General features: G+C 38.2%; 21 protein-coding genes and 1 other RNA gene. 17 read left to right on the plus strand and 5 right to left on the minus strand.

Going from position 1 to position 23095, the window contains the following annotated elements; genetic code table 11:
• Positions 1–86 precede the first annotated feature (86 nt).
• The 12 genes from O7776_RS01330 to O7776_RS01385 all read left to right on the plus strand — a co-directional run bounded on the left by O7776_RS01330 (position 87) and on the right by O7776_RS01385 (position 13687).
• Entirely contained in the window at positions 87–1334 is a 1248-nt protein-coding gene (locus O7776_RS01330; protein WP_274308867.1) for a substrate-binding domain-containing protein, read from the plus strand.
• Between the two features lie 308 nt (positions 1335–1642).
• Positions 1643–2401 (plus strand): ABC transporter ATP-binding protein, encoded by a 759-nt coding sequence (locus O7776_RS01335; RefSeq protein ID WP_274308868.1) that lies wholly within the window; start codon positions 1643–1645, stop codon positions 2399–2401.
• Positions 2394–3101: an ABC transporter ATP-binding protein gene (locus O7776_RS01340; RefSeq protein WP_274308869.1), complete on the plus strand. Its 708-nt coding sequence runs from the start codon at positions 2394–2396 to the stop codon at positions 3099–3101. Before O7776_RS01335 ends, O7776_RS01340 begins: the two co-directional genes overlap by 8 nt.
• Before the next feature lie 14 nt (positions 3102–3115).
• The gene (locus O7776_RS01345) at positions 3116–3979 is read left to right on the plus strand and encodes a branched-chain amino acid ABC transporter permease (RefSeq protein WP_274308870.1); all 864 of its coding nucleotides are present in this window, start codon (positions 3116–3118) and stop codon (positions 3977–3979) included.
• Positions 3980–3983: 4 nt separating this feature from the next.
• Complete coding sequence (locus O7776_RS01350) at positions 3984–5000, plus strand: branched-chain amino acid ABC transporter permease (protein WP_274308871.1); 1017 nt, start codon at positions 3984–3986, stop codon at positions 4998–5000.
• 5 nt (positions 5001–5005) lie between these two features.
• The gene (locus tag O7776_RS01355; protein ID WP_274308872.1) at positions 5006–6010 is read left to right on the plus strand and encodes a 3-oxoacyl-ACP synthase; all 1005 of its coding nucleotides are present in this window, start codon (positions 5006–5008) and stop codon (positions 6008–6010) included.
• Between the two features lie 2 nt (positions 6011–6012).
• Positions 6013–6912, plus strand: a complete 900-nt coding sequence (gene phaZ / locus O7776_RS01360; protein WP_274308873.1) for an intracellular short-chain-length polyhydroxyalkanoate depolymerase — start codon at positions 6013–6015, stop codon at positions 6910–6912.
• Between the two features lie 14 nt (positions 6913–6926).
• Positions 6927–7658 carry a glucose 1-dehydrogenase gene (locus tag O7776_RS01365; protein ID WP_274308874.1) on the plus strand — a complete coding sequence of 244 codons (732 nt, stop codon included), beginning with the start codon at positions 6927–6929 and terminating at the stop codon, positions 7656–7658.
• 15 nt (positions 7659–7673) lie between these two features.
• Complete coding sequence (locus O7776_RS01370) at positions 7674–9161, plus strand: class I adenylate-forming enzyme family protein (RefSeq protein ID WP_274308875.1); 1488 nt, start codon at positions 7674–7676, stop codon at positions 9159–9161.
• 324 nt (positions 9162–9485) lie between these two features.
• Entirely contained in the window at positions 9486–11588 is a 2103-nt protein-coding gene (locus tag O7776_RS01375; RefSeq protein ID WP_274308876.1) for an MMPL family transporter, read from the plus strand.
• A 66-nt stretch (positions 11589–11654) separates the two neighbouring features.
• Positions 11655–12323: a response regulator transcription factor gene (locus tag O7776_RS01380; protein ID WP_274308877.1), complete on the plus strand. Its 669-nt coding sequence runs from the start codon at positions 11655–11657 to the stop codon at positions 12321–12323.
• On the plus strand, positions 12320–13687 hold the full coding sequence (locus O7776_RS01385) for a sensor histidine kinase (RefSeq protein ID WP_274308878.1): 1368 nt from the start codon (positions 12320–12322) through the stop codon (positions 13685–13687). Before O7776_RS01380 ends, O7776_RS01385 begins: the two co-directional genes overlap by 4 nt.
• 180 nt (positions 13688–13867) lie before the next feature.
• Here O7776_RS01385 and O7776_RS01390 read toward each other — a convergent pair whose 3' ends face one another.
• The 5 genes from O7776_RS01390 to O7776_RS01410 form a co-directional block, all read right to left on the minus strand.
• Positions 13868–14812 carry a carbohydrate kinase family protein gene (locus O7776_RS01390; protein WP_274308879.1) on the minus strand — a complete coding sequence of 315 codons (945 nt, stop codon included), beginning with the start codon at positions 14810–14812 and terminating at the stop codon, positions 13868–13870.
• A gap of 212 nt (positions 14813–15024) precedes the next feature.
• Positions 15025–15216: non-coding RNA, 6S RNA (ssrS, locus tag O7776_RS01395), on the minus strand.
• Between the two features lie 354 nt (positions 15217–15570).
• Positions 15571–15993: an RNA polymerase sigma factor gene (locus O7776_RS01400; RefSeq protein ID WP_274308880.1), complete on the minus strand. Its 423-nt coding sequence runs from the start codon at positions 15991–15993 to the stop codon at positions 15571–15573.
• An 83-nt stretch (positions 15994–16076) separates the two neighbouring features.
• The gene (locus O7776_RS01405; protein ID WP_274308881.1) at positions 16077–16721 is read right to left on the minus strand and encodes a YfbR-like 5'-deoxynucleotidase; all 645 of its coding nucleotides are present in this window, start codon (positions 16719–16721) and stop codon (positions 16077–16079) included.
• A 215-nt stretch (positions 16722–16936) separates the two neighbouring features.
• A complete protein-coding gene (locus tag O7776_RS01410) occupies positions 16937–17125 on the minus strand; it encodes a putative motility protein (RefSeq protein WP_274308882.1) in 189 nt (62 codons plus the stop codon).
• 426 nt (positions 17126–17551) lie between these two features.
• Between O7776_RS01410 and O7776_RS01415 the strand changes: the two genes are divergently transcribed.
• From O7776_RS01415 to O7776_RS01435, 5 genes are all read left to right on the plus strand, one after another.
• Positions 17552–18331 carry a LysM peptidoglycan-binding and 3D domain-containing protein gene (locus O7776_RS01415; protein ID WP_274308883.1) on the plus strand — a complete coding sequence of 260 codons (780 nt, stop codon included), beginning with the start codon at positions 17552–17554 and terminating at the stop codon, positions 18329–18331.
• A 149-nt stretch (positions 18332–18480) separates the two neighbouring features.
• Positions 18481–19020: a superoxide dismutase family protein gene (locus O7776_RS01420; RefSeq protein ID WP_274308884.1), complete on the plus strand. Its 540-nt coding sequence runs from the start codon at positions 18481–18483 to the stop codon at positions 19018–19020.
• A gap of 318 nt (positions 19021–19338) precedes the next feature.
• A complete protein-coding gene (locus O7776_RS01425) occupies positions 19339–20349 on the plus strand; it encodes a TAXI family TRAP transporter solute-binding subunit (protein ID WP_274308885.1) in 1011 nt (336 codons plus the stop codon).
• A 166-nt stretch (positions 20350–20515) separates the two neighbouring features.
• Entirely contained in the window at positions 20516–21028 is a 513-nt protein-coding gene (locus O7776_RS01430) for a DUF1850 domain-containing protein (RefSeq protein WP_274308886.1), read from the plus strand.
• Positions 21015–23030, plus strand: a complete 2016-nt coding sequence (locus tag O7776_RS01435; RefSeq protein ID WP_274308887.1) for a TRAP transporter permease — start codon at positions 21015–21017, stop codon at positions 23028–23030. The genes O7776_RS01430 and O7776_RS01435 overlap by 14 nt, the downstream gene beginning before the upstream one ends.
• The last annotated feature ends 65 nt before the right edge of the window (positions 23031–23095 follow it).

Below are 23095 nucleotides of genomic sequence, written 5' to 3' on the forward strand. Positions count from 1 at the left end.
TTTTTGTAACTAATTTGTAACTAGGCATTGGTAAAGTATGCTAAAGCAGGAATTCATGCTGAAATTAATGCTAGGAGGGACAGTTAATGAAAAAGCATTTATGGTTAGTTTTTGCGGTATTATCTATGTTTTTATTAGTTGCGTGTAATAACGACTCAAATGAAAGCGCTTCAACGAGTACAGATTCAGGCGTACAAGGTGAAAGCGGTAAAGAAGAAGTTGTTTCAAGTGACCCAATTAAAGTAGGTGTTCTTGCTTCATTAACAGGTGCGCTTGAATCGTACGGCAAGCAAACGAAGAATGGTTTTGAACTGGGCCTAGAGTATGCAACAGGAGGCACGATGGAAGTTGAAGGGCGCAAAATTGAGGTTGTTTGGGAAGATACAGAAACAAAGCCAGAAGTAGCAGTTCAAAAAGCGACGAAGCTATTAGAGGATGATGCAGTTGATTTCTTAGTAGGTTCTTCAAGCTCAGGTGATACGTTAGCTGTTTTACCGTTAGCCGAAGAGTACGAAAAAATTATGATTGTTGAGCCAGCGGTTGCGGATAGTATTACAGGTTCAGAATTTAATCCATATATTTTCCGTACAGCACGTAACTCTTCACAAGATGCCTATGCAGCGGCAGCAGCCATTGCGGGAGAAGGCGTAAAAATTGCAACATTCGCACCAGACTATTCATTTGGTTTGGATGGGGTATCTGCATTCAAAACAGCAGCAGAAAAATTAGGGGCTGAAATTGTTTTAGAAGAATATGCAGACCCAGCAGCAACCGATTTCACGTCGAATTTACAAAAAATCATTGAAGCGAAACCAGATTTTTTATTTGTTGTTTGGGCAGGAGCGAACTCTCCGTGGAATCAAATTGCAGATTTAAAACTTCAAGAAAAGGGCATTAAAATTTCGACAGGTGCTCCGGATATTATCGCACTTCAGTTTATGGAGCCGTTAATTGGAATGGAAGGATTCACAGTTTATCACCATACATTACCAAATAATGATGTCAATGATTGGTTAGTAAAAGAGCACAAAGCGCGCTTTAATGGCGAAGTTCCTGATTTATTCACACCTGGTGGATTCTCAGCGGCTGTTGCGATTGTTGAGGCACTGAAAAAATCAGGCGGAGATGCGGATGGGAATGCATTAATTCCGTTAATGGAAGGTATGTCATTTGAAACGCCAAAAGGCACAATGACCTTCCGTAAAGAAGATCATCAAGCATTACAACCAATGTATTCCATTAAATTAGAAAAAGTAGCAGAGTTCGATTATCCAATTCCTGTGCTTATTCGTGAGTTATCACCGGAAGAAACAGAACCACCAATTATGAATTAATCTGCTTTGTCCCTAAAAACCCGTTTGGTGAAGGCTAATGCTCGGTTGGGGGATGAGGAAATTCCTCACCGAGCAAAGCTTCACTTTAAGAGAACAGATGACAGGGGTGTCATCTGTTCTTCTTAACTACCTTCAACTTGATTCAGCGGGGGTTCTAACCCCGGCTGAATCAAGTTGAAGCCCCCGGCGGATGTCACAGATTTTTAGAGGAGTTTTTCGAGAAAGCTCGAAAAAAATCTGGACGCAATTACGCCGAGGCGTAATTGATAAGCGGAAGGTAGTTAAGAAGAACAAGAAGGAGTGAGATGATGGAAGCTATTTTAAAGACAACGAATCTATCAATAAAATTCGGTGAACATAAGGCTGTAGACGGTGTGAATTTTGAAATGCCGGCTAAACATTTCAAATCGATTATTGGTCCTAATGGTGCAGGGAAGACGACCTTTTTTAACTTAATTAGTGGGGAGCTCGAACCTACAGAAGGCGATGTACTTTTAAAAGGGGCGTCATTAAAGAAAAAGTCCTCTGTTGAACGAACGCGCTTAGGGGTTGGTCGTTCATTTCAAATTACCAATGTATTTCCTAATTTAACTGTCTTAGAAAATGTACGTTTAGCAGTACAGTCAAAACGCAAAGTTCGCTTTGATATGTTCCGCCATTTTTTACAATACAAAAATATTACAGCAGAAGCGGAGCAAATTTTACAGCAAGTGCTCTTAACGGACAAAATGCATCAAGTAGCCAATCAACTATCACATGGTGAAAAACGCAAGCTAGAAATAGGGATGTTACTAGCATTAGATACAGAGATTTTACTATTAGATGAGCCAACTGCTGGCATGTCTTTAGAGGAAGTACCTGCCATTTTAGAGGTGATTCGTTCGATTAAAGAGCGCGGAGACAAAACAATTTTATTAATTGAACACAAAATGGATATGATTATCGATTTGTCGGATTCAATTATGGTGTTATTTAACGGTACATTGCTGGCAGATGGGACACCGAAAGAAATTATGGACAATGAAACGGTGCAACAAGCGTACTTAGGGGGACTTGCGTATGAATGATATTTTAAAGCTTGGACAGGTTGAAACCTATATTTCGCAATACCATATTTTACAGGGCATTTCGTTTGAGGCGAAGGTCGGGGCGGTATCGGTACTATTAGGTAGAAATGGCGCAGGGAAAACGACAACGCTTCGTACAATTATGGGATTAACGCCAGCTGCGAAAGGTTCGGTTATCTTTGATGGCAAGGATATTTCAAAGATGGCAACATACGAAATCGCTAATCATGGAATCGGTTATGTCCCAGAGAATCAAGGGATATTTGCAGAATTAACCGTTGAGGAAAATATGCGTGTAGCTGTTCGTAAGGAAACGGAATCCGTTATGCAAAAGCAAGATTATATATTAGAACTTTTCCCAGACTTAAAAAAGTTTTGGAAAAAGCATGGGGGTAATTTATCGGGTGGTCAAAAACAAATGCTGGCAATGGCCAGAGCATTCGTGAATGACAGCAAGCTATTACTCATCGATGAGCCATCTAAGGGATTAGCGCCAATCGTTATTGAAAAAGTAATGGAAGCAATTACAGAAATGAAAAAGCACACATCGATTTTACTTGTCGAGCAAAACTTTATGATGGCAAGCCGAATCGGTGATACGTATACACTGATTGATGATGGGCGAACGGTACAATCCGGTACTATGGAAATGTTGATTGAAGACGAACAATTGAAACGTAAATATTTAGGGATTGGTTAAAGGAGGAGTTGGCAATGGAGTTAATTATAAGTTTGACAATCAATGGTTTGGCAACAGGGATGCTTATTTTCTTATTAGCAGCAGGGCTAACGCTAATCTTTGGCTTAATGGATGTATTGAACTTTGCTCATGGCGGATTATTTGTGTGGGGCGCTTATACAGGGGTTTTCACTTATGCTTGGAGTGAAAGTTTTGTAGTAGGAATTATTGCAGCCATTTTAACAGGTCTTGTACTTGGCTTTGTTACTGAAAAGCTCATTATTACCCCGGTTTATGGAAATCACGTGCAACAAATTCTCATTACATTAGGTTTTATGCTGGTGCTTCAAGAAATGATTAAGGTTGTATTTGGTCCTAATGGTGTTCCAGTAAAAGTGCCGCCTTATTTAGCGGGAAGCTGGGAAATCGGTGAATTAACAATTATTAAGTACCGTGTATTTATTATTGTTGTGGGATTTGCTTTATTTGGTATTTTGCAATTTATTTTAAAACGTACAAAAGTGGGGTTAATTGTACGTGCGGGTGTTATGAATAAGGAAATGACACAAGCATTAGGGATCAATATTAAACGTGTCTTCCTACTTGTATTTATGTGCGGTGCAGCTCTTGCCGCTTTAGGGGGCATGCTGATGGCTCCTTATTCGGGAATTGTGTATGCCGAGATGGGAATGGAATACGCAATTTTAGGTTTCATTGTCGTTGTAATTGGCGGAATGGGAAGTTTTCAAGGTTCATTAATGGCAGCGATATTAGTTGGTCTTGCAGGAAGTTTTATGGCCTATTATGTACCATTTTTATCTGTTGCAGTGAACATGATTTTAATGGCAATCGTTTTAATTTTCCGTCCACAAGGCTTATTTTCGGTAGTGAAAGGGTGAGCATATGATAAAACAGCCGTCAATTTTATCAAAAACAAATTTATTTTATGCACTTGTAGTCGGGGTCATGATCGTATTGCCGATAGCAATGGACTCAAGAACATTAACGATTTTATTAACGCAGTTTTGTATTTTCGCTATTTTAGCGATGAGTTATGATATTTTACTTGGCTATACAGGAATTATTTCATTTGGTCATGCGATGTTTTTCGGGGTAGGAGCTTATTCAACAGCGATCATGCTAAGTGATTTTGGCCCTACTTTGGGGAGTTTTATGGCTTCGATTGCGGTAGGTATTGTGCTTTCGAGTTTAATTAGTATTGTCAGTGGCGCTCTTACATTACGCCTAAAAAATCACTTTTATGCGATGTTTACGTTGGCGATTTCGGGTTTATTTTTAGTCGTTGCAGAGAAATGGCGTACGGTAACGAAAGGAAATGATGGATTTACATTTCGTGCACCAGAATTTTTCCGTGAGCGTTTGTACTTCTATTTATTTGTATTAATTTGTTTAGTAATCGTCTTTATTTTACTGAAACGATTCGTTTCTTCTCCATTTGGAAAGGTACTTGTAGCAATTAGGGAAAATGAACAGCGTACACGCTCTTTAGGATTTAAAACGCTCGGTTATAAAATTATTGCTTCTGTTGTAGCGGGTGCAGTAGCAAGTTTAGCTGGTTCCTTGTATGCTGTGTCATTACGTTTTGTGAATACAAGTGTAATGACGATGGATATTACGTTGGACGCACTTATGATGACGATAATCGGAGGTGTCGGAACATTAATTGGACCGATTATTGGTGCGGGTGTCATTGAATTTGCACAGCATTATTTATCAGGACTTGCAAGGGATTATCCAATTTTCGAACGATGGATTATTTTCTTCGGAATTTTATACATTTTAGCAGTGATTTTCTTCCCACGAGGCATTGTTGGTACGGTTTATATGAAGTATCAAGAGTGGAGTGTGAAGAGAGGTCGTAAATCTGCAACTTTAAAATTTGTGGAAGAGAAGGAGTGACATCCATGATTGGAATTACGGGGATTGGTGTGCACTTACCAGAAGGGCGTATGACAGGGGAAGAAATTTCAAAACTTGCAGGTATTCCTAAAATTGTCGTTGAAACGAAGATGGGGATTATCGAAAAAGTTGTCGCTGGACCAAATGATCATCCTGTTGAAATGAGTATTAAAGCTGCACGTGATGCCATTTTCGAAGCACAAATAGATGCAAAAGAAATTGATGTCATTATTTATATTGGTGAGGAACATAAAGAATATCCACTTTGGACAGCAGCAATAAAAATTCAAGAAGAAGTTGGTGCTGCTAATGCATGGGCATTTGATGTGCAGTTGAGATGTGGTACTGCCATCATGGCGATGAAGGTTGCTAAAAGCTTGATGCAGGCAGATGAATCAATTCGTACGGTGTTATTGGCTGGTGGTTATCGCAATCATGATTTTATAGATTACAAAAATGAGCGAACTCGTTTTATGTTTAATTTAGGTGCAGGTGCAGGTGCGATGGTTTTGCAAAGGAATGCTGGAGGTCATGAAGTACTAGAAACAGAACTCATTACAGATGGCTCTTTTTCGGAAGATGTTGTCGTACCTGTCGGGGGAACGAAACAACCATTAACGTCAGAGCATTTACAACAAGGTGAATATATTTTAGATGTGTTAGATCCTGAAGGGATGAAACTTCGATTAGAGCAAAAGTCACTTGAGAACTTTTTAAAGGTAATTCGACGTTCTTTAGAGAAAAGTGGATATAGCGAGCGAGATTTGAGTTATGTGGCCATGTTGCATATGAAAAAATCTGCGCATGATTATGTCTTAGAAGAACTTGGTTTAACGGGAGCGCATTCGATTTATTTATCGCATTACGGCCATATTGGTCAAATCGATCAAATACTATCACTCTATCTTGCTAGAGAAGCGGGAGCACTTCAACAAGGCAGCATCGTTTCCTTAGTAAGTGCAGGTATTGGTTATGCATGGGGAGCAATTACTATAAAATGGGGGGCTTAAGTATGAATCAATTAGATAATTTACACAAGGTAGCATTATCAAATGGTGAAACGTTATCCTATCGCAAACGTGATGGTGGCGATGAAGTGGTTGTACTAATTCATGGTAATATGACATCTTCAAAGCATTGGGATATATTGATGGAATCGCTGGATGAACGCTTTACAATCTATGCAGTTGATATGCGTGGATTTGGCGAATCGACTTACAATCAGCGTATAACGTCAATTAAAGATTTTAGTGAAGATATAAAGCTATGGGTGGATGCGTTACAACTGAATCATTTCACAATAATTGGTTGGTCGACAGGTGGTAATGTAGCGATGCAGTTTTGTGCAGACTATCCAAATTACAGTAAAAATCTCGTGCTTTTTGCATCAGGTTCGACACGCGGCTATCCGTTTTATAGCTCAAATCCTGATGGTACACCAAACTTAAAAGACCGTTTCATGACGATTGAGCAAATTGAACAAGACCAAGTTAAAACGATTCCAATGCAACAAATGTATGATACAAAAAATCGTGACGCTTTAAAGTTTGTTTGGAATAGCGTGATTTATACGCACAATCAACCAGATGAAGCTCGCTACGAACAGTATGTAGACGATATGCTGACGCAACGTAACTTAGCCGACGTGTATCATGCATTAAATACGTTTAATATAAGTGCAGTTGACAATGAAGTAGCAAAGGGGACAAATCAAGTATGCACCATTCAAGTTCCGACTTTAGTTTTATATGGTGACCGAGATTTTGTTGTAATCGAGGCAATGACAAATGAGATTATCGAAGATTTTGAGGGACGAGCGCAAGTAAAAAAACTACAAAACTGTGGGCATTCACCGCTAATCGATTGTTTAGATGAAACGAAAGAAATAATTGAGCAATTTATTTTATTGTAAAAGGGGTTGAAATTATGCGGTTAGAAAATAAAGTAGCCATCATAACAGGCGGTGCAGGTGGAATTGGCTATGCAGCTGTGAAGCGGTTTTTAGAAGAAGGGGCAAAAGTAGCGATTGTTGATTATGATCAAGCGTTAGGTGAAAAAGTCGCAGCCGAACTAGGAGACAATGTAGCCTTTTTCGCAGTCGATGTCTCCGTTTTAGCGCAAGTTCAGGAAATGGTACAACAAGTTGTGGCGCGATTTGGAAAGATTGATATTTTAGTCAATAATGCTGGTATTACGCGTGACGCAACCCTTGTAAAAATGAACGAAGAAGACTTTGATAAAGTGATTCAAATCAACTTAAATGGAGTATATTATTGTACGCAATCTGTAGCACCATATCTGATTGCACAAGGGTCAGGTAAAATTATAAGTACATCTTCGGTAAGCGGTGTTTACGGGAATTTTGGTCAAACCAACTATGCAGCAACAAAGGCCGCAATTATAGGGATGACAAAAACTTGGGCGAAGGAGCTTGGGCGTAAAGGGATTAATGTTAATGCAGTAGCACCAGGTTTTACCGCTACGCCTATGGTTGAAAAGATGCCAGAAAAGGTATTGCAGCAAATGCAAGGAATTACAAGCCTACAACGTTTAGGGAAACCTGAAGATATTGCAAATGCCTATTTATTTTTAGCATCGGAAGAATCAAATTATATTACAGGTCATGTATTGCACGTAGATGGTGGCATCATGATGTAAAAGGCGGGAAGGCTTATGCAACAACTAGATTTTTGGATTGCCAAACGAGCGCGCCAAACACCGAATAAGAAAGCTTTAATTCAAATTGAAACGGGTGAAACGTGGACATATGAACAGCTCATGCGGTACGCAAACGGTTGGAGTACATGGTTTTCTCACAATTCATTTCAAAAAGGGGATCGAATAGCGGTATTACTAGAAAATTCCATACAAAGTTTTGCTATTTTATTTGCTTGTCGAATGAGTGAGCTTATTTATGTCCCGTTGAATACAAAATTATCGAATATGGAGCTAGGCATTGTACTGGAAGATTGTACACCAGTACAAATGATTTGTGATGGTGTTCATGAAGTGCGTGCCAAGTTGCTAATGCCAGGGAGTACTTTTCGAGTGGAGCAGTGCGAACCAGTACAAGCCTTCTCCTATGAATGGCGAGATGAGCCAACATTACCTTGGCTAATGATTTACACAGGTGGAACAACAGGGAAATCGAAAGGCGTTGTACTATCGTATGAAGCGGTAACTGCTAATGCCATTAATACGATTGTTAGCTGGGGAATAAATGACCAAGATTGTACACTAAATTATATGCCTTTATTTCATACTGGTGGGATTAATGCCTTATCATTACCGATTTTTCTTGCGGGGGGGACAGTTGTAATCGGTCAAAAATTTGATCCAGAGCGTGCTGTTCGTGCGCTTGATGGCTACAAAACAACGATTTCACTATTTGTACCAACGATGTACCAATTGATGACAGATACAACTTATTTTAAGGAATCGAGTTTCCCGACGGTAAAAGTGTTTTTGTCTGGTGGCGCACCGTGTCCTAAACCGATATATGAGCGTTTTAAAAAACAGGGATTGTTATTTAAAGAGGGGTACGGCTTAACAGAGGCTGGACCAAATAATTTTGTCATTGATGCAGAAGTAGCTATGCTAAAAAAAGGTGCAATTGGTAAAGGGATGTTGTTTAACGACGTACAAATTATGAATGATGCGGGAGAAATATGTGCTCAAGGTGAGGTTGGGGAGCTTTGTTTAAAAGGAAGTCATATTTTCTCAAAGTATTGGAATAACGAGGCAGAAACAAAAAAAGCATTTCATAATGGTTGGTTAAAGACAGGTGATTTAGCAAAAGTGGACGAAGATGGTGATTTTCGTATCGTCGGTCGAAAAAAAGAAATGATTATTACCGGTGGAGAAAATGTTTATCCTCAAGAAGTTGAAGAATGTCTAATTACAGAGCAAGGCGTCGATGAAGTATCAGTTATTGGTGTACCGAATGAAAAGTGGGGCGAGTGTGTTGTAGCATTTGTTGTATCGAAGCAGCCATCCAAACAGCTTGAACAAACATTGAAATGGGCATGTAAAGAGCGTCTGGCAAATTATAAAGTACCAAAGCAATTTTATTTTTTATCAGAACTCCCGAAAACTGTAGTTGGTAAGATTGATAAAAAGCAATTGGTCTCCTACGCAAAAGATAAAATGAAAATAGAATAGTTAGAAGAGAAACGTACAAAGGGGGTGTCCGAGAAGTGATTCTGGGACACCCCCTTTGCGCCGAGGATGGAGGCCAGCACGATGCTGGTCATGAATGCGTTGTCACACGATGTGACGGTTTTAGCATTCGTTCCTATTTCGACCACCGCAGAAGCACCGCCAGCAGCGGATAATTAATACACGAACGAAGCACTGCGCGAGAAGTATTTACTTTTCGCGCAGCCCCTTTGTGTTGAAGGAAACTATAAATAATTGCCTTTAAAGTTTATATAAAGTTTATATTCCGTTTTTATAATAGGAATGTAAATTTAAAGGAGGACAATTATGAATAAATTACTACAGCTGATTACGGACTGGGTATCAACGAAGCGTGGTGCTTGGATTACGTTAATCATTTGGCTTGTTCTAATGATCGGTTTAAGCACTGGTCCAAAGCTAGGTGACTATAAAACATCAAATTTCCAATCACTGCCTGATGATTCGCAGTCAATTATCGCAGAAAATAAATTATCCGAATACTTCCCGAACGATCAAGGGACACCAGGGATTCTTGTTTTCCATAATGAAAACGGCGAAATTAATTCCAAAAGTGTAGCAGCTATTTTAAATGCAATCATTGCAGAGGACATTGAAGGTATTGATCAAATTGTAGATATATCAAAACTTCCACCACAAGCATTAGGAGGTTTCACATCAAAAGACAAATCTACAATGATTGTGCCAATGACGCTTGAAAAAGGACTTGGTAATGCAGCTTATGAAGAAATAAATGATCATGCTTCAAAAGTAGGGAACGAGGCAGCTGAAGTAACAGGCGATACGAAATTTTACATTACAGGTCCAGCAGGGATTGCCGGTGATACGATTAAGCTGTTTGAACAAGCAGACTTTCAGTTATTATTCGCAACAATCTTTATTATTTTAATATTATTAATCGTAATTTACCGTTCACCACTACTTGCGATTATTCCATTATTAGCAACAGTAATTGTTTACCAAGTAGCAAACCAAACGATTGCATTAATGGGTGCAGCGGGCTTAGAAATTAACAACTCCACGACATCCATTATGAGTATTTTATTATTCGCAGCAGTAATCGATTACTCACTTTTTGTATTCTCACGCTATCGTGAAGAGTTAAACCGTTATGCCGATAAATACGAGGCGATGAAGCATGCGATGCGTGCAACAGGAGAGCCAGTATTCTTTGCAGGTGGTACGGTATTAGCGGCTATGTTAATTTTATTCTTCGCTGATTTCCGTGATTATCAAAACTTTGCGCCAATTTTTGGGATGGCAGTATTTATCATCATGCTTGGATCGGTAACATTAGTACCGGCATTATTTGCACTATTTGGTCGAAAAGCATTCTGGCCAAAAGTACCGAAATTTGGTGAAGTAAAAGAAGTTAAACATGGTATTTGGGGTCCAATAGCGAAGTTTGTGGTCAACAAGCCGTATGTTTCAGGTGGTTTAGTTTTAGTCTTTATGTTGATTACGTCTCTGAATGTGCTTAACCTAAAGTACGAATTTGATACGGTAAAGTCATTCCCGGAAGAATTACCTTCACGTGTTGGATACGAAATCGTCGAATCCCGTTTTGACAAAGGAGAGCTTGCGCCAACGTCATTACTTGTGGAAAGTAAAGAAGCCATTACAGAAGAACAACAACAGGCTTTAACAGCAAGCTTATTAGCAGATGATACACTCGCATCAGTACGTCCATCAGCAGTGTCTGAAGATGGTACAAAAGTGAAGTTATCACTGGCATTTGATTTAAATCCGTATTCTCCAGAAGCGATTGAAAAGCTAGAGGAAATGCGTGAAAATAGTGCCGATTATTTAAAAGAAGCAGGCATTGAAGGCGAGCTATTATTTGCTGGTACAACAGCAAAATTAGTGGATGAGCGTAACGTCAATAACGCCGACATATACAAAATTGTTCTACTAGAAACATTATTAATTTTAGTGCTGTTATTCGTGTTAACACGCTCTTGGAAAATGCCTATTTATATGATGGCAACCATTTTAGTATCATACTTATCTGCATTAGGTTTAGGTTTGTTCTTAGTTGATGTTTTATTCGGCTATGATGCAATTAGTACACGTGTACCAGTATATGCGTTCATTTTCTTAGTGGCGCTTGGTATCGACTACAACATTATTTTAGTATCGCGCTTTATCGAAGAACGCAAAACACGTGCGGTGAAAGAAGCACTTGAAATTGCGATTCGCAATACAGGTGGGGTGATTTCATCAGCGGGTGTTATTTTAGCAGCAACATTTGCGGCACTAATGACAATGCCAATTGCCGATCTATTCGTATTCGGCTTCATGGTAGCAGTCGGCATTATTATCGACACCTTCCTAGTGCGCGGCATGCTATTACCGATGCTGATTTTAACATTTGAAAAAGATAAGAAATAACAGATAATAGGAAGAGGTATCGAGCAAATCGATGCCTCTTTTTAAAATATATAAGCAGGTGAACACATGCAAATTTTAGTGGTAGATGATGATGCATTTATTCGTAAATTAATTGGCATTCATCTTAGGAAAGAAGGCTACACAGCACATTTTGCAAGTGATGGGATAGAGGCACTGATATTGCTTTCAGAACATGATTTTGATTTAGCAATCGTTGATGTGATGATGCCAAAAATGGACGGTATTCAATTGACAAAGCGTTTGACTGAGCAGGAGATACCTGTGTTGATGCTAACTGCAAAAGCAACATTAGATGATAAAGAAAAAGGGTTTTTAGCAGGAGCCGATGATTATATGATCAAACCGTTCGAACCAAAAGAACTATTGTTTCGAGTGCGTGCCATATTACGCCGCTTTCAAAAAATGGGGCGTGGCATAACAAAAATTGCTAATATGATGATTGACCGCCAAACATTTGAAGTAAATGTAGGTGAGCAGGGGTTAATGTTACCGTTAAAAGAATTTGAATTATTAAGTATTTTATGTAGCCGCCCGGATGTCGTATTTTCACGCAATCAGCTAATGGAGCAAGTGTGGGGCTACGATTATGATGGAGATGATTTTACGTTAACAACGCATATTAAGCGGCTGCGTACACGTTTAGAAGAAGTAAACGCGAATGTGAAAATTCAAACGGTGCGAGGCATTGGCTATAAAATCGAGGAAATCAAATGAAAACATTGTATAAGCAATATATTGTCGTCACACTAGTGGTCATTGCAGCAAGTATTACACTGTCAATGCTGTTTCTTGGGCAAATTTATAATGCACAAATTCGTCCTGATACGGATAAGGAAAACTTTGAAGTGGCGCAAGAAGTAAAGCAAATCTTAAATGCTATGCCAGAGGAAAGCTATAATGAGTATTTCCGGTCAATTGCCAAGTTAGGATATCAAGTAACGATTGTAAATGAAGCGGGGAAAACCACACATTATGGGACAGCGTTTAAAAAAAATGATTTAAATAGAGCGATGAGTGCAATTATCGGTACAGAAAATGTGTATCATGGCATTCAAGGTTATAAGGAAAACTTTTTCTTTATGAACTATTTTGCTAATGATGTACAAAATACGATTGGTGTTTCAATTTTATTAAGTGGAGAGCCGCATGCGCTATTTATTCGTCAAGATAATGCGACGCTATTTTCAGAAATGCACTTTTTAATCGTTGGTTTTATTATTATTAGTGCCATTATTATTTTGGGAACGATGATTTTTTTAGCCCGTCAGCTTGTGCTACCATTAAAGCAATTACAGCACGCAACTGAACAAATAGCGCAGGAAAATTATGATATCCAGATAAATATCGCGCGTGATGATGAGCTAGGCATGCTTGCAACGCAGTTTCAAAAAATGGCAAAGCGCCTAGCAGAAAATGACCAAACGAAAAAGGACTTTATCAATAATGTGTCGCATGATTTTCAGTCACCACTTTTAAACATTCAAGGCTATGCCAATGTGTTAAAAGACTCGGATAATACGGAAGAGGAACGTATTCAATATTTAGAAATTATTGAGCAGGAAACGAAACGATTATCAGCGCTGACAAAACAGCTACTATTATTAAGCTCGCTTGATCAAAAAAACTTACCGATTGATAAAAAGCATTTCGCGCTTGATCAGCAGTTGAAAGAACGTTTATTTTCAAAGCGCTGGAAGCTAGATGACCGCCAAATGGAGCTTATTTATGAGTTGGAGCCAGTTGAAATTTATGCGGATGAACATTTATTTGAGCAGGTGTGGGACAATTTATTGTCAAACGCGATTCGTTATAGTGAGGAGCGCGGCAAAATTATTGTGACATGTAGTAAAAAAGAGGATACTGTGCAAGTAGTCATTCAGGATTATGGCATTGGTATTCCAGAAGAAGCATTGGAAAAGGTTAAGGAACGTTTTTACCGTGTAGACCGCTCACGTTCGAATCAAAGCAGTGGGTTGGGTCTCGCGATTGTGACAGAAATTGTGAAGCGCCATGAAGGGGAATTGTTAATTGAAAGTGAGCTTGGTAAAGGAACGAAGGTAACGATACGGTTATCATGAAGAGTAGTGGGATTGGGTCTGTCCAAAAAGTAAATACTTTTTGGACAGTGTCTGCTAGTAATACGGATAATGCTAAAAACGTCACTTCCTATAAAAATAAAATCATGAACAATATCGTGCTGAGCTCAATTCCAGGCGCAAAGAAATCGTCTAAAAATGAACTTTTCAGACGGTATTTTTTTATGCCATTTTTGCTTCTGTTAATGTTGGTAACGCTTCGATTGCTCCGACTTTTTCGCATACTTTTGCACCAACACGATTTGCAAATTCGATAATCGATACCCACTCAGCTTGCGAGATTTCTGTCGTGTCACGCAGAGCTAGCTCATACAATACCGCGCCAACAAACGCATCGCCAGCTCCGGTTGCATCGATTGCATTTACTGAAATGGAAGGAACTACTGTAATCACACCATTTTGAATGTAAATTGTACCCTCTGCACCTTGTGTAATGGCAATTGCTTTATCTTCGAATTGAGTAGCCCAATTTAACGCTTCCTTAAAATTTTCCGTACGGGCGAATAATAGTAGTTCCTCGCTACTCATTTTAATAAAATGCGCGGCGTCGATAAAAGGTGCACATTTTTCGATAAATCGCTCAGTGTCACCCTTCCATAAATTTGTGCGGTAATTCGGATCAAATGAAATAAAATGATTTTGCATAATTAATGTTTGCATCAACTGCTCGTATGTTTTACTAAATGGGTCACTAAGCAGTGCGGTTGCAGAACCGAAATGAATAATATCCATGTCCATTAGCTTTTGTAAATATAAGTCTTCAATGCGTAGCAGCTCGTCAGCACCACGATTAAAAATAAAGTCGCGCTCACCATCCATTTCACGAGAGACAAAAGCAAGAGTTGTTGGTGCAGAAGGATCTAAAATGAGTTGTTCTGTACAGACACCGGCATTTTGCAGTGTTTGCTGTAAAAAGTGGCCAAAAGCATCATCGCCAACTTTACCGCAAAAGAAAGCGTTACCACCAAATTTGGCAATCGCTGCTGCGACATTTGCTGGAGCGCCACCTGCTTGTTTTTCGAAAGTTGTTGCTTCTATAAGAGACTGTTGGATTTCAGTCGTAAAAAAATCGATTAGTAATTCACCGATGCAAAGAATTTTCTTCAAAAGAGAGTCCTCCTAAATTCCATAGTTCTTTAAATTTTGGCATAGATATGCCAAAAATAAAAACAATTACGTTGAAATTGAAGTGAAAAATGTATAAAAATTACAATTATGTGTCGGTTAATTATTAGGTTTTTACCCTTTGGAATACAAAAAAACACTTTCACAAAAAGGTGAAAGCGTTTAAAAGTTAAATATTAGCTAGCATACTTATGTAAGCAGCCACATTGCCGTAGTTATTATAGAAAGTTTTAAACCACCACTCCTCAAAGTGGGTGTTCGCAAATGCTATCCTGTCTATCCCAGAGTCAAAAGAGTCCGGGCACGCCATTCCAACATCGATGTAAAACTCCCTGTATAAGTATAAAGGTTAAAACTTAATATTCGTACGTACAACGTAGCCTTATTGTTATCATATAGTATCATTTTGTACATTGCAATAAAGTATGTTTTCGAAAAAAAGTCAAATAATTTGAATGGTCTTATTGTATATCATCTAGAGTGATTTTTGCATTTGATTGAAAATGTAGGCTATATCTACGTTCATAATAAATTGGCGCATCGCCTTCTTTTTTACCGTCACGGTTGTCGAATTTTTCGTCCATATAGACAAATACAGAGTCGTAACGAATGCCGTCTGCGTTGAGTGTTTTTGAATATCCTGAACATGATTAAAAAACGTCTCTTTAGATTAGCCTTTATACAAAGGAAATTCAATTGTTATCGATGGGGCAACAGGGACATCTACAGTTGGTGACCAATCAGCTTGTGAAAATTGTTTTGGAACGGAGCAACACAATTTCTTTCAATGGTGGTTCTATTTGCTCGATTTTTGTTAGGAGCCGTTTAGCTTCGTCTTTTAGCTCGATTAATTGCTCTGTCGTAAATAAAGGCAACGTTGGCTGTGCTTCAATTTTCGTGAGTAAGTTCTTTTCATAGTGCTTTTTGCGATAGTGTTTTTTTAATAAATTGTTCGCTATTTTAAATAGCCATGTCGAAAGGGTAGCCTCTCCACGATATGTATGAATGGACTTTGTTGCTTCGTAAAAAACATCCTGAGTTAGATCTTCAGCGATGGCTGAGTAGGACGTTTTTATGAAAAAGTAAGCGTCAGTTTTGGCTGAAGATCTGTATAAATTTGCGCTAACGCATTCACTCAGTTCACCTCTCAAAATGTTCTTCAATAGTAAAGTACCTTCAACTTAGGATTCGTTATAAAAAAAGTCAAAATAAAAAAGCCTTCCTGCCGTTTCGGAAGCCTTTGTCGTTAATCTGTATGTTGTTTTAAGATGTTTTCTGTTAGCTTTGCAATATCTATAATTGTTTTTTCGGCGACTGCATCCGCTAAAATTTCGTTGCGGAAGTATTGTACGCTTGTCGGTAAATCAATTAGTAGCAGTTTGGATAATGCTACTTGGTACATATGAACAAACTCTTTATCTGTATTGCCACGCTTTAATTCAGCGAAGGATTCGTAAAACTGATCGAGCTTATCAGCAAATTCGAGTAAACGGCCTTCGATCGTGCCATCCTTGCCTTCTTTCATACGCTCAAAGAAAATGTCCTGTAAGTCTTCCGGAATTTCTTCAATAATGAATTTCTCCATCATCTTTTCTTCAACATGAGAAAGCATTTGCTTTAACTCAACGCTTGCATGTTTGACCGGCGTTTTAATATCGCCAATGAACACTTCGGCAAAATCGTGGTTAATTGTTTTTTCGTATAATGACTTCCAATCAATGTTGTTGCCTGCACGTTCCTCAAGTGTCGCGAAAAACATCGCATATTGTGAAACTTTCCACGAATGAGCTGCTACGTTATGTTCTTCAAATTTAAAGCGTCCTGGACAGCGAATAATGCGCTCAAGGTCGTTTAAACTTGTAAAAAATGTGTGGATTCCTATAATTATCACTCCTTTAATTTGGTTAACTTTATTTTACTCCTTGTTATACCCGAAAAACGAATTTTTAAAAGTTCTTAAAAAAACTTTAACAATCCATTTACAAAGGGAATATTCGAGTCGGAATTCCAATCACAATAGGAGCAACCTCCTTAAGAAGATTATTACTACTTGAGACGAGCACTGTCCAAAAAGGAAGTACTTCTGGACAGCCTCTCCTATAGAGCTTAAACTTGGACGTCAATTACCTGTCCCTTGTAAGGGTGGGCTGCAGGTGCAGCTTGTTGCTGAGGAATATCTTCCATCATTTCAATGACACCGGCTGCGCCAGTAGTCATGGCTTTGTCTAAAATGCTCATTTGCAAAGTTTGTTGTAGTGACGCAAGTTGAGAAGTCATCATCGTATTAATGTCCATTATTATCCCCTCCTTTTTCTTTTTATCGACATATTCATTAAAAATTCGAACGCTTCTTGATGTGTTTGTCATGTAATGGCAAATAAATTGCCAATTTTTATCGAAAAATACCATTATTGACGGTTAAAATGCAGAAAACTTGCTAATGATGATAGTAAAAATGTGATATTTATCCATTGATTTTGCAAAGTTTTTGTAATGCGCAGTTTATAAAGTCGTTATATAACGGCAATCTAGATACGGTAATGTGGGAGCACAGTTTAACTTGCCTCTGTAGTTGATGCAAGTTAAAGCCATGGCGGTTCTCACAGGTTTTTGAAGGAGCAATTCATTTCAAGCTAACTCAAAAAATCTGGTTAAGAGTTAGTCAAGGCGTATTTGATAAGGGTGTCGAATTTACTTACAAGAAATTGGAGGAACAGTAAATTGAAGAATAAAAAGATGATTGCATTAACATTAGCTGGAGCATTAACCTTCTGGGGATTTGTCGCGAAAGGAGCTTCGGCAGAACCATACACAATTCAATCGGGTGATACACTGTATTCGATTAGTCAGCAATTCAATACAACCATTGCATCGATAATGGAAGTTAATCATTTAAAGAGTGATTTAATATATGCTGATGACACGATAGAAATTGGCTTGGACACGGAGTTATACCTTATAGAACCAGGTGATACATTATTTCGAATAGCTGCAGACCACAATGTATCTGTCGAACAGTTGCAAGAATGGAATGACCTAAGTTCAGATTTAATTTATGCAGGTGATACAATTTCAGTTTCAGGTTCAACGGAAGAGGTCCTCGCAGTAATAGCGGATCAATCAAGTGATGCGGATTCAAATGCAACAGAAACAGATTCATCTGATCGCGTTGAAACAATAGAAGAAACATCTGCGCCAACATCAAATGTCGAACGGACAATGACAGTTGAAGCGACTGCCTATACAGCTTATTGTGATGGCTGCTCAGGTACAACAGCGAACGGTACAAATTTACGTGCTAACCCAAATTTAAAAGTAATCGCAGTTGATCCACGTGTCATTCCATTAGGTACAAAAGTATGGGTTGAAGGCTACGGGGAAGCAGTAGCAGCGGATACAGGTGGTGCGATCAAAGGCAATAAAATCGACGTGTTTATACCAAATTTAGATGGTGCTTATGAATGGGGGCGCCGTACAGTAACAATCAAAATTTTAGACTAATAATTAGTGGACATGTATATTGAATGAAATAACATGTTCATAACAATTAAGAAGTGTCGTTTTCTAATTTGGAAAACGGCATTTTTTTATGGACTCGATGTGCATAACTTTTTACTAATTTGAAATACTAATGCAAAAGGAGTGACGATATGCGGAAAGTATGGATTATTAGTAGTGTGATGTTATTAGTGGGTTGTAATTATTTTCAATCCGAAAAAGTTCCAGTAAGCGCTCCGCAAGCTCTATCAGCAAAAGCGTTGATGTACAATACAAAAAATGAATTGGTTGGCGAAATTGCGCTGAAAGAAACCGAAAAAGGTGTGGAATTAACAGCGGTTATAAATAATTTAACGCCAGGAGAACATGGCATTCACTTACATGAAACTGGTAAATGTGAAGCACCCACTTTTGAAACGGCTGGTGCTCATTTTAATCCAACGAAAAAACAACATGGCATTAATAACCCATTAGGACCACATAAGGGAGATTTACCGAATTTAGAGGTTGATGAAACAGGGCAGGTGCAATTAAATTTCATAACTGCCGATTTTACATTGGAAAAAGGCCAACAAACGTCAATTTTTGATGAAGATGGTACGTCAATTATTATTCATGAAAAGAGAGATGATTATAAAACAGACCCTTCAGGAAATTCAGGCGCGCGAATTGTATGTGGGGAAATAGAGTGAACTGCATTCCATAGGGAGTGCAGTTTTTTTGTGATGCTATATTAAATATTGTGGATGTCTTGAAAGTAAACATTTGATAACTTCATGCGAAAATAGTGATTCTGAAAATGATTTATACAAAAATTATGCGAAATTTTATCGCAGAAATGTAATTTTGTAAAGGTGTTAATAGTATTTTTATGAAAATAACAGAAATAAAAAGGTTTTAAGAGCTATGTATTAATTATCATAATATAAAAATATTTCTAATATTATTGACTTTTGAATAAATATGTATGTAAAATGAATCCATGATTAAGTAAAAGGGGGAATTTTTACATGTTCAAATCTAAAAATATACTATTCATGTTTATTTTAAGCGCTTTCATTTTAGTGCTAGCGGCATGTGGTGGAGATGATAAATCTTCAACAGATTCTGGTACTTCAGATTCAGGTACAGATAAAGAAACAGCTGGAACTGATTATAGCGGTGAGTTTTTAAGTATTTTAACAGGTGGTACACAAGGAACTTACTACCCGTTAGGTGGTACATTCGCTGATTTAATTACTTCAGAAACAGGTGCTAAAGTAACAGCTGAGGTTTCACAAGCATCTGCTGCCAATATGACAGCACTTGACGCAGGTGAAGGCGATGTAGCATTCGTACAAACAGACATCGCGTACTATGCAACAAACGGTACAATGATGTTTGATGGTAAAAAAATTGATTCAATTTCTGCATTAGGGGCGTTATATCCAGAAACAATTCAATTAGTAACATTAGCAGATTCAGGCATTAAAACTTATGCAGACTTAAAAGGTAAAAAGGTTTCTGTAGGTGCACCAGGTTCTGGAACATTTGCAAACGCAGAACAATTATTAGAAATACATGGTTTATCAATGGATGATATTAAAGCGCAGAACTTAGATTTCGGTGAATCAACAGACGGTATTCAATCTGGTCAAATTGATGCAGCATTCATTACAGCAGGTTATCCAACAAGTGCTGTAGAAGCATTAAACGCAACAAATGGTGTATACATTGTGCCGGTTGAAGCTGACAAAGCAGAAGAGTTAATCGCGAAATATCCATACTATGCAGTGGATAACATTCCAGCAGGCACATATGGCTTAGAAGCAGATACACCAGCTGTATCAGTAGGCGCGATGTTAGCAGTTAAGAAGGATTTACCAGAAGACTTAGTTTATGCAATGACAAAGGCGATTTATGATAATACAGATAAAATCAGCCATGCAAAAGGCGCGTTAATTAAAGCAGAAACGGGCTTAGATGGAATCGGTATTGATGTTCACCCAGGTGCACAAAAATACTTTGATGAAGTGAAGTAGTATCGGAAAGAGGCCTCTGGTGCAGTTTGCTCAGAGGTCTTTTTAGTGAATAAGAAAGTAATATTTCTAATAAAATCCATCTACAAAGAGACAACATTTCGCGCTATTTGCCGCGAAATATGTTTTTTAAATGCACACAGAGGTCTTGAATTCGCAGGTGATCGCAATGAAGAAGTGGCTTGTCATTATATTTGTATTAATTAGTGTAATAATCTGTTTTATTCCATATGAGCGGAGTATAACATTTACACAGACACGTACAGAACAGCCTGTTATGTATTATTTGCCGCTGAATGATGCATTCGATTTCCAAATAGTATTTACGCATTCTATTCATTTAACAGATGTAATAGAAAGCTATCGAGTGTTAACGAATAATGAACTACAGCTATTGTCAATGCAATATGAGGACGTAGCAATCGGAATGCCGAGTTCAGCAGAAGAGGGCCAAACATTAACGTATGAAAAAGGCCGATACACACTGCGTTATGATGATGCCAAATTAAAGGATTTTACGTTACATGTTGGTGATGTAGATTATAAATTAAATTTGCAGCATAAAGATGAAGTAATTGCACTAAAAGAAAAACTAACACGTGGGAAATCCTACGTACTTAAAATTAAGAAATTATCATTTTATCAAAAAATGAAGGGAGTCGAATTAAATGAATCAAAATAAAGAGCAACATCAACAAATGGATCAGATGGAAACGTTGACACTCGAACAACAGCAAGAGCTACTTGAAAAGTTCGATATCGAATCGAATCAGCGTAATCCACAAAATTTTATGAAGTATATTATTTATTTTGGACTACTTGCATTTACATTATTCCAATTATACACAGCAATTTTTGGACAGTTTCCAGCACAAATTCAGCGTACTGTGCATTTAGGCTTTGCATTAACGTTTGTCTTTTTACTATTTCCAGCTAGTCGCAAGTTATCAAAAAAGTCGATTGCGATTTATGATTATATCCTTGCAGCAATTGCTATTTTTATAGGGGCTTATTGGGTAATCAACTATGAGCGTTTAGTTCAAAGCTTAGGAAAGCTTGATACGATGGACTTTTATGTAGGGCTATTAGCTGTTGTTTTAGTATTAGAAGCAGCTCGTCGTGCGGTAGGTTTACCGATAGCAATTATTGCGGGATTGTTTTTACTGTATGCCTTTTATGGACCGTACATGCCTGACTTTATGGCGCACCGTGGTCAAAGTTTAGATGGAATTGTGAACTTAATGTATTACTCAACAGATGGTATTTTAGGAACACCACTTGCGGTATCAGCTACATACATTTTTGCCTTTCTTTTATTTGGTGCCTTCCTTGTAAAAACGGGAGTAGGTGAATACTTTAATGATTTAGCAATTTCGGTTGCGGGTAAGCTTGTTGGTGGACCTGCAAAAGTAGCTATTTTTTCATCTGCATTACAAGGTACGATTTCAGGAAGCTCAGTAGCAAACGTAGTAACTTCAGGTGCTTATACGATTCCGTTAATGAAACGTTTAGGTTATGAGAAAAACTTCGCGGGGGCGGTAGAAGCTTCATCATCTACTGGTGGTCAGTTAATGCCACCAATTATGGGTGCAGCGGCATTCTTAATGGTTGAATTTATCGGGCGTGGTGTATCATATTGGGATATCGCAAAAGCGGCAGCGATTCCGGCTGTATTATACTTTGCGGGTATTTGGATTATGACACACTTCGAAGCGAAACGTTTAGGTTTACGTGGTTTAACCGATGAAGAAATGCCAGATCGTAAGCTTATTTTAAAGAAACTTTATTTATTAATTCCAATTGCATTGATTATCGTGATTATGATGTTCGGTGTACCAGTTATTCACTCAGCATTATACGGAATTTTAGCGTGTATCATTGTAGGGATTATTAATCCAGACGTAAAATTTGGTTTTAAAGAAATTATTGATGCGATGGTAGAAGGTGCACGTACTGCTGTTCCAGTAGCAGCTGCGACTGCGTGTGCAGGTATTATTGTAGGTGTTGTTGTAAAAACGGGCTTAGGTTTATCGTTGGCAAACAGTTTAGTGAAATTAGCAGGCGGTAGCATTTTAATTACGTTATTCTTCGTAATGATTGCATCACTTATTCTAGGGATGGGTGCACCAACAACGGCCAACTATGTTATTACATCAACAATTGCAGCACCAGCAATTATTGCGTTACTTGCACCGGATGTTCCAGCAAGTGTAGCGCCGATTGTTGTTGTATTATCGGCACATTTCTTTGTATTCTATTTTGGTATTATTGCGGATATTACACCGCCTGTTGCACTCGCCGCCTTCTCTGCAGCTGCTATTTCAGGAGGCGATCCAATCAAAACAGGGATTCATTCGGCGAAGTTAGCTATTGCTGCTTTCATTATTCCATATATGATTGTCTTTTCACCAGCGTTGTTAATGATTGACGTAACAATTTGGCAGATTATATGGGTAGTATTTACGGCGATGATGGGTATGCTTGCAATCGGTGCAGGGGTTATTGGTTATTGGTATCGTTCAATTAATTGGTTAGAGCGTATCATTTTACTCGCAGCCGGCTTAGCGATGATTTACCCAGAATCATTATCAGATACAATTGGTTTAATCGTCTTTGGGATTATGTTTGTGATTCAATGGATGACGAAAAATAAAGGTGACGAACCAAAAGTGGCAATTTCGTAAACAAAAGCTACATTGAGAGAGTGCAATCTCTTAATGTAGCTTTTTTGATTTCTAATTAAGAAGTT

It is taken from the genome of Solibacillus daqui (assembly GCF_028747805.1).
Lineage (GTDB): Bacteria > Bacillota > Bacilli > Bacillales_A > Planococcaceae > Solibacillus > Solibacillus daqui.

Bases quoted from the DNA above. Each gene is read 5' to 3' on its own strand.
- O7776_RS01330 (WP_274308867.1), top strand. From the start codon at position 87: ATGAAAAAGCATTTATGGTTAGTTTTTGCGGTATTATCTATGTTTTTA.
- O7776_RS01335 (WP_274308868.1), top strand. From the start codon at position 1,643: ATGGAAGCTATTTTAAAGACAACGAATCTATCAATAAAATTCGGTGAA.
- O7776_RS01340 (WP_274308869.1), top strand. From the start codon at position 2,394: ATGAATGATATTTTAAAGCTTGGACAGGTTGAAACCTATATTTCGCAA.
- O7776_RS01345 (WP_274308870.1), top strand. From the start codon at position 3,116: ATGGAGTTAATTATAAGTTTGACAATCAATGGTTTGGCAACAGGGATG.
- O7776_RS01350 (WP_274308871.1), top strand. From the start codon at position 3,984: ATGATAAAACAGCCGTCAATTTTATCAAAAACAAATTTATTTTATGCA.
- O7776_RS01355 (WP_274308872.1), top strand. From the start codon at position 5,006: ATGATTGGAATTACGGGGATTGGTGTGCACTTACCAGAAGGGCGTATG.
- phaZ (WP_274308873.1), top strand. From the start codon at position 6,013: ATGAATCAATTAGATAATTTACACAAGGTAGCATTATCAAATGGTGAA.
- O7776_RS01365 (WP_274308874.1), top strand. From the start codon at position 6,927: ATGCGGTTAGAAAATAAAGTAGCCATCATAACAGGCGGTGCAGGTGGA.
- O7776_RS01370 (WP_274308875.1), top strand. From the start codon at position 7,674: ATGCAACAACTAGATTTTTGGATTGCCAAACGAGCGCGCCAAACACCG.
- O7776_RS01375 (WP_274308876.1), top strand. From the start codon at position 9,486: ATGAATAAATTACTACAGCTGATTACGGACTGGGTATCAACGAAGCGT.
- O7776_RS01380 (WP_274308877.1), top strand. From the start codon at position 11,655: ATGCAAATTTTAGTGGTAGATGATGATGCATTTATTCGTAAATTAATT.
- O7776_RS01385 (WP_274308878.1), top strand. From the start codon at position 12,320: ATGAAAACATTGTATAAGCAATATATTGTCGTCACACTAGTGGTCATT.
- O7776_RS01410 (WP_274308882.1), bottom strand. From the start codon at position 17,125: ATGGACATTAATACGATGATGACTTCTCAACTTGCGTCACTACAACAA.
- O7776_RS01420 (WP_274308884.1), top strand. From the start codon at position 18,481: ATGCGGAAAGTATGGATTATTAGTAGTGTGATGTTATTAGTGGGTTGT.
- O7776_RS01425 (WP_274308885.1), top strand. From the start codon at position 19,339: ATGTTCAAATCTAAAAATATACTATTCATGTTTATTTTAAGCGCTTTC.
- O7776_RS01430 (WP_274308886.1), top strand. From the start codon at position 20,516: ATGAAGAAGTGGCTTGTCATTATATTTGTATTAATTAGTGTAATAATC.
- O7776_RS01435 (WP_274308887.1), top strand. From the start codon at position 21,015: ATGAATCAAAATAAAGAGCAACATCAACAAATGGATCAGATGGAAACG.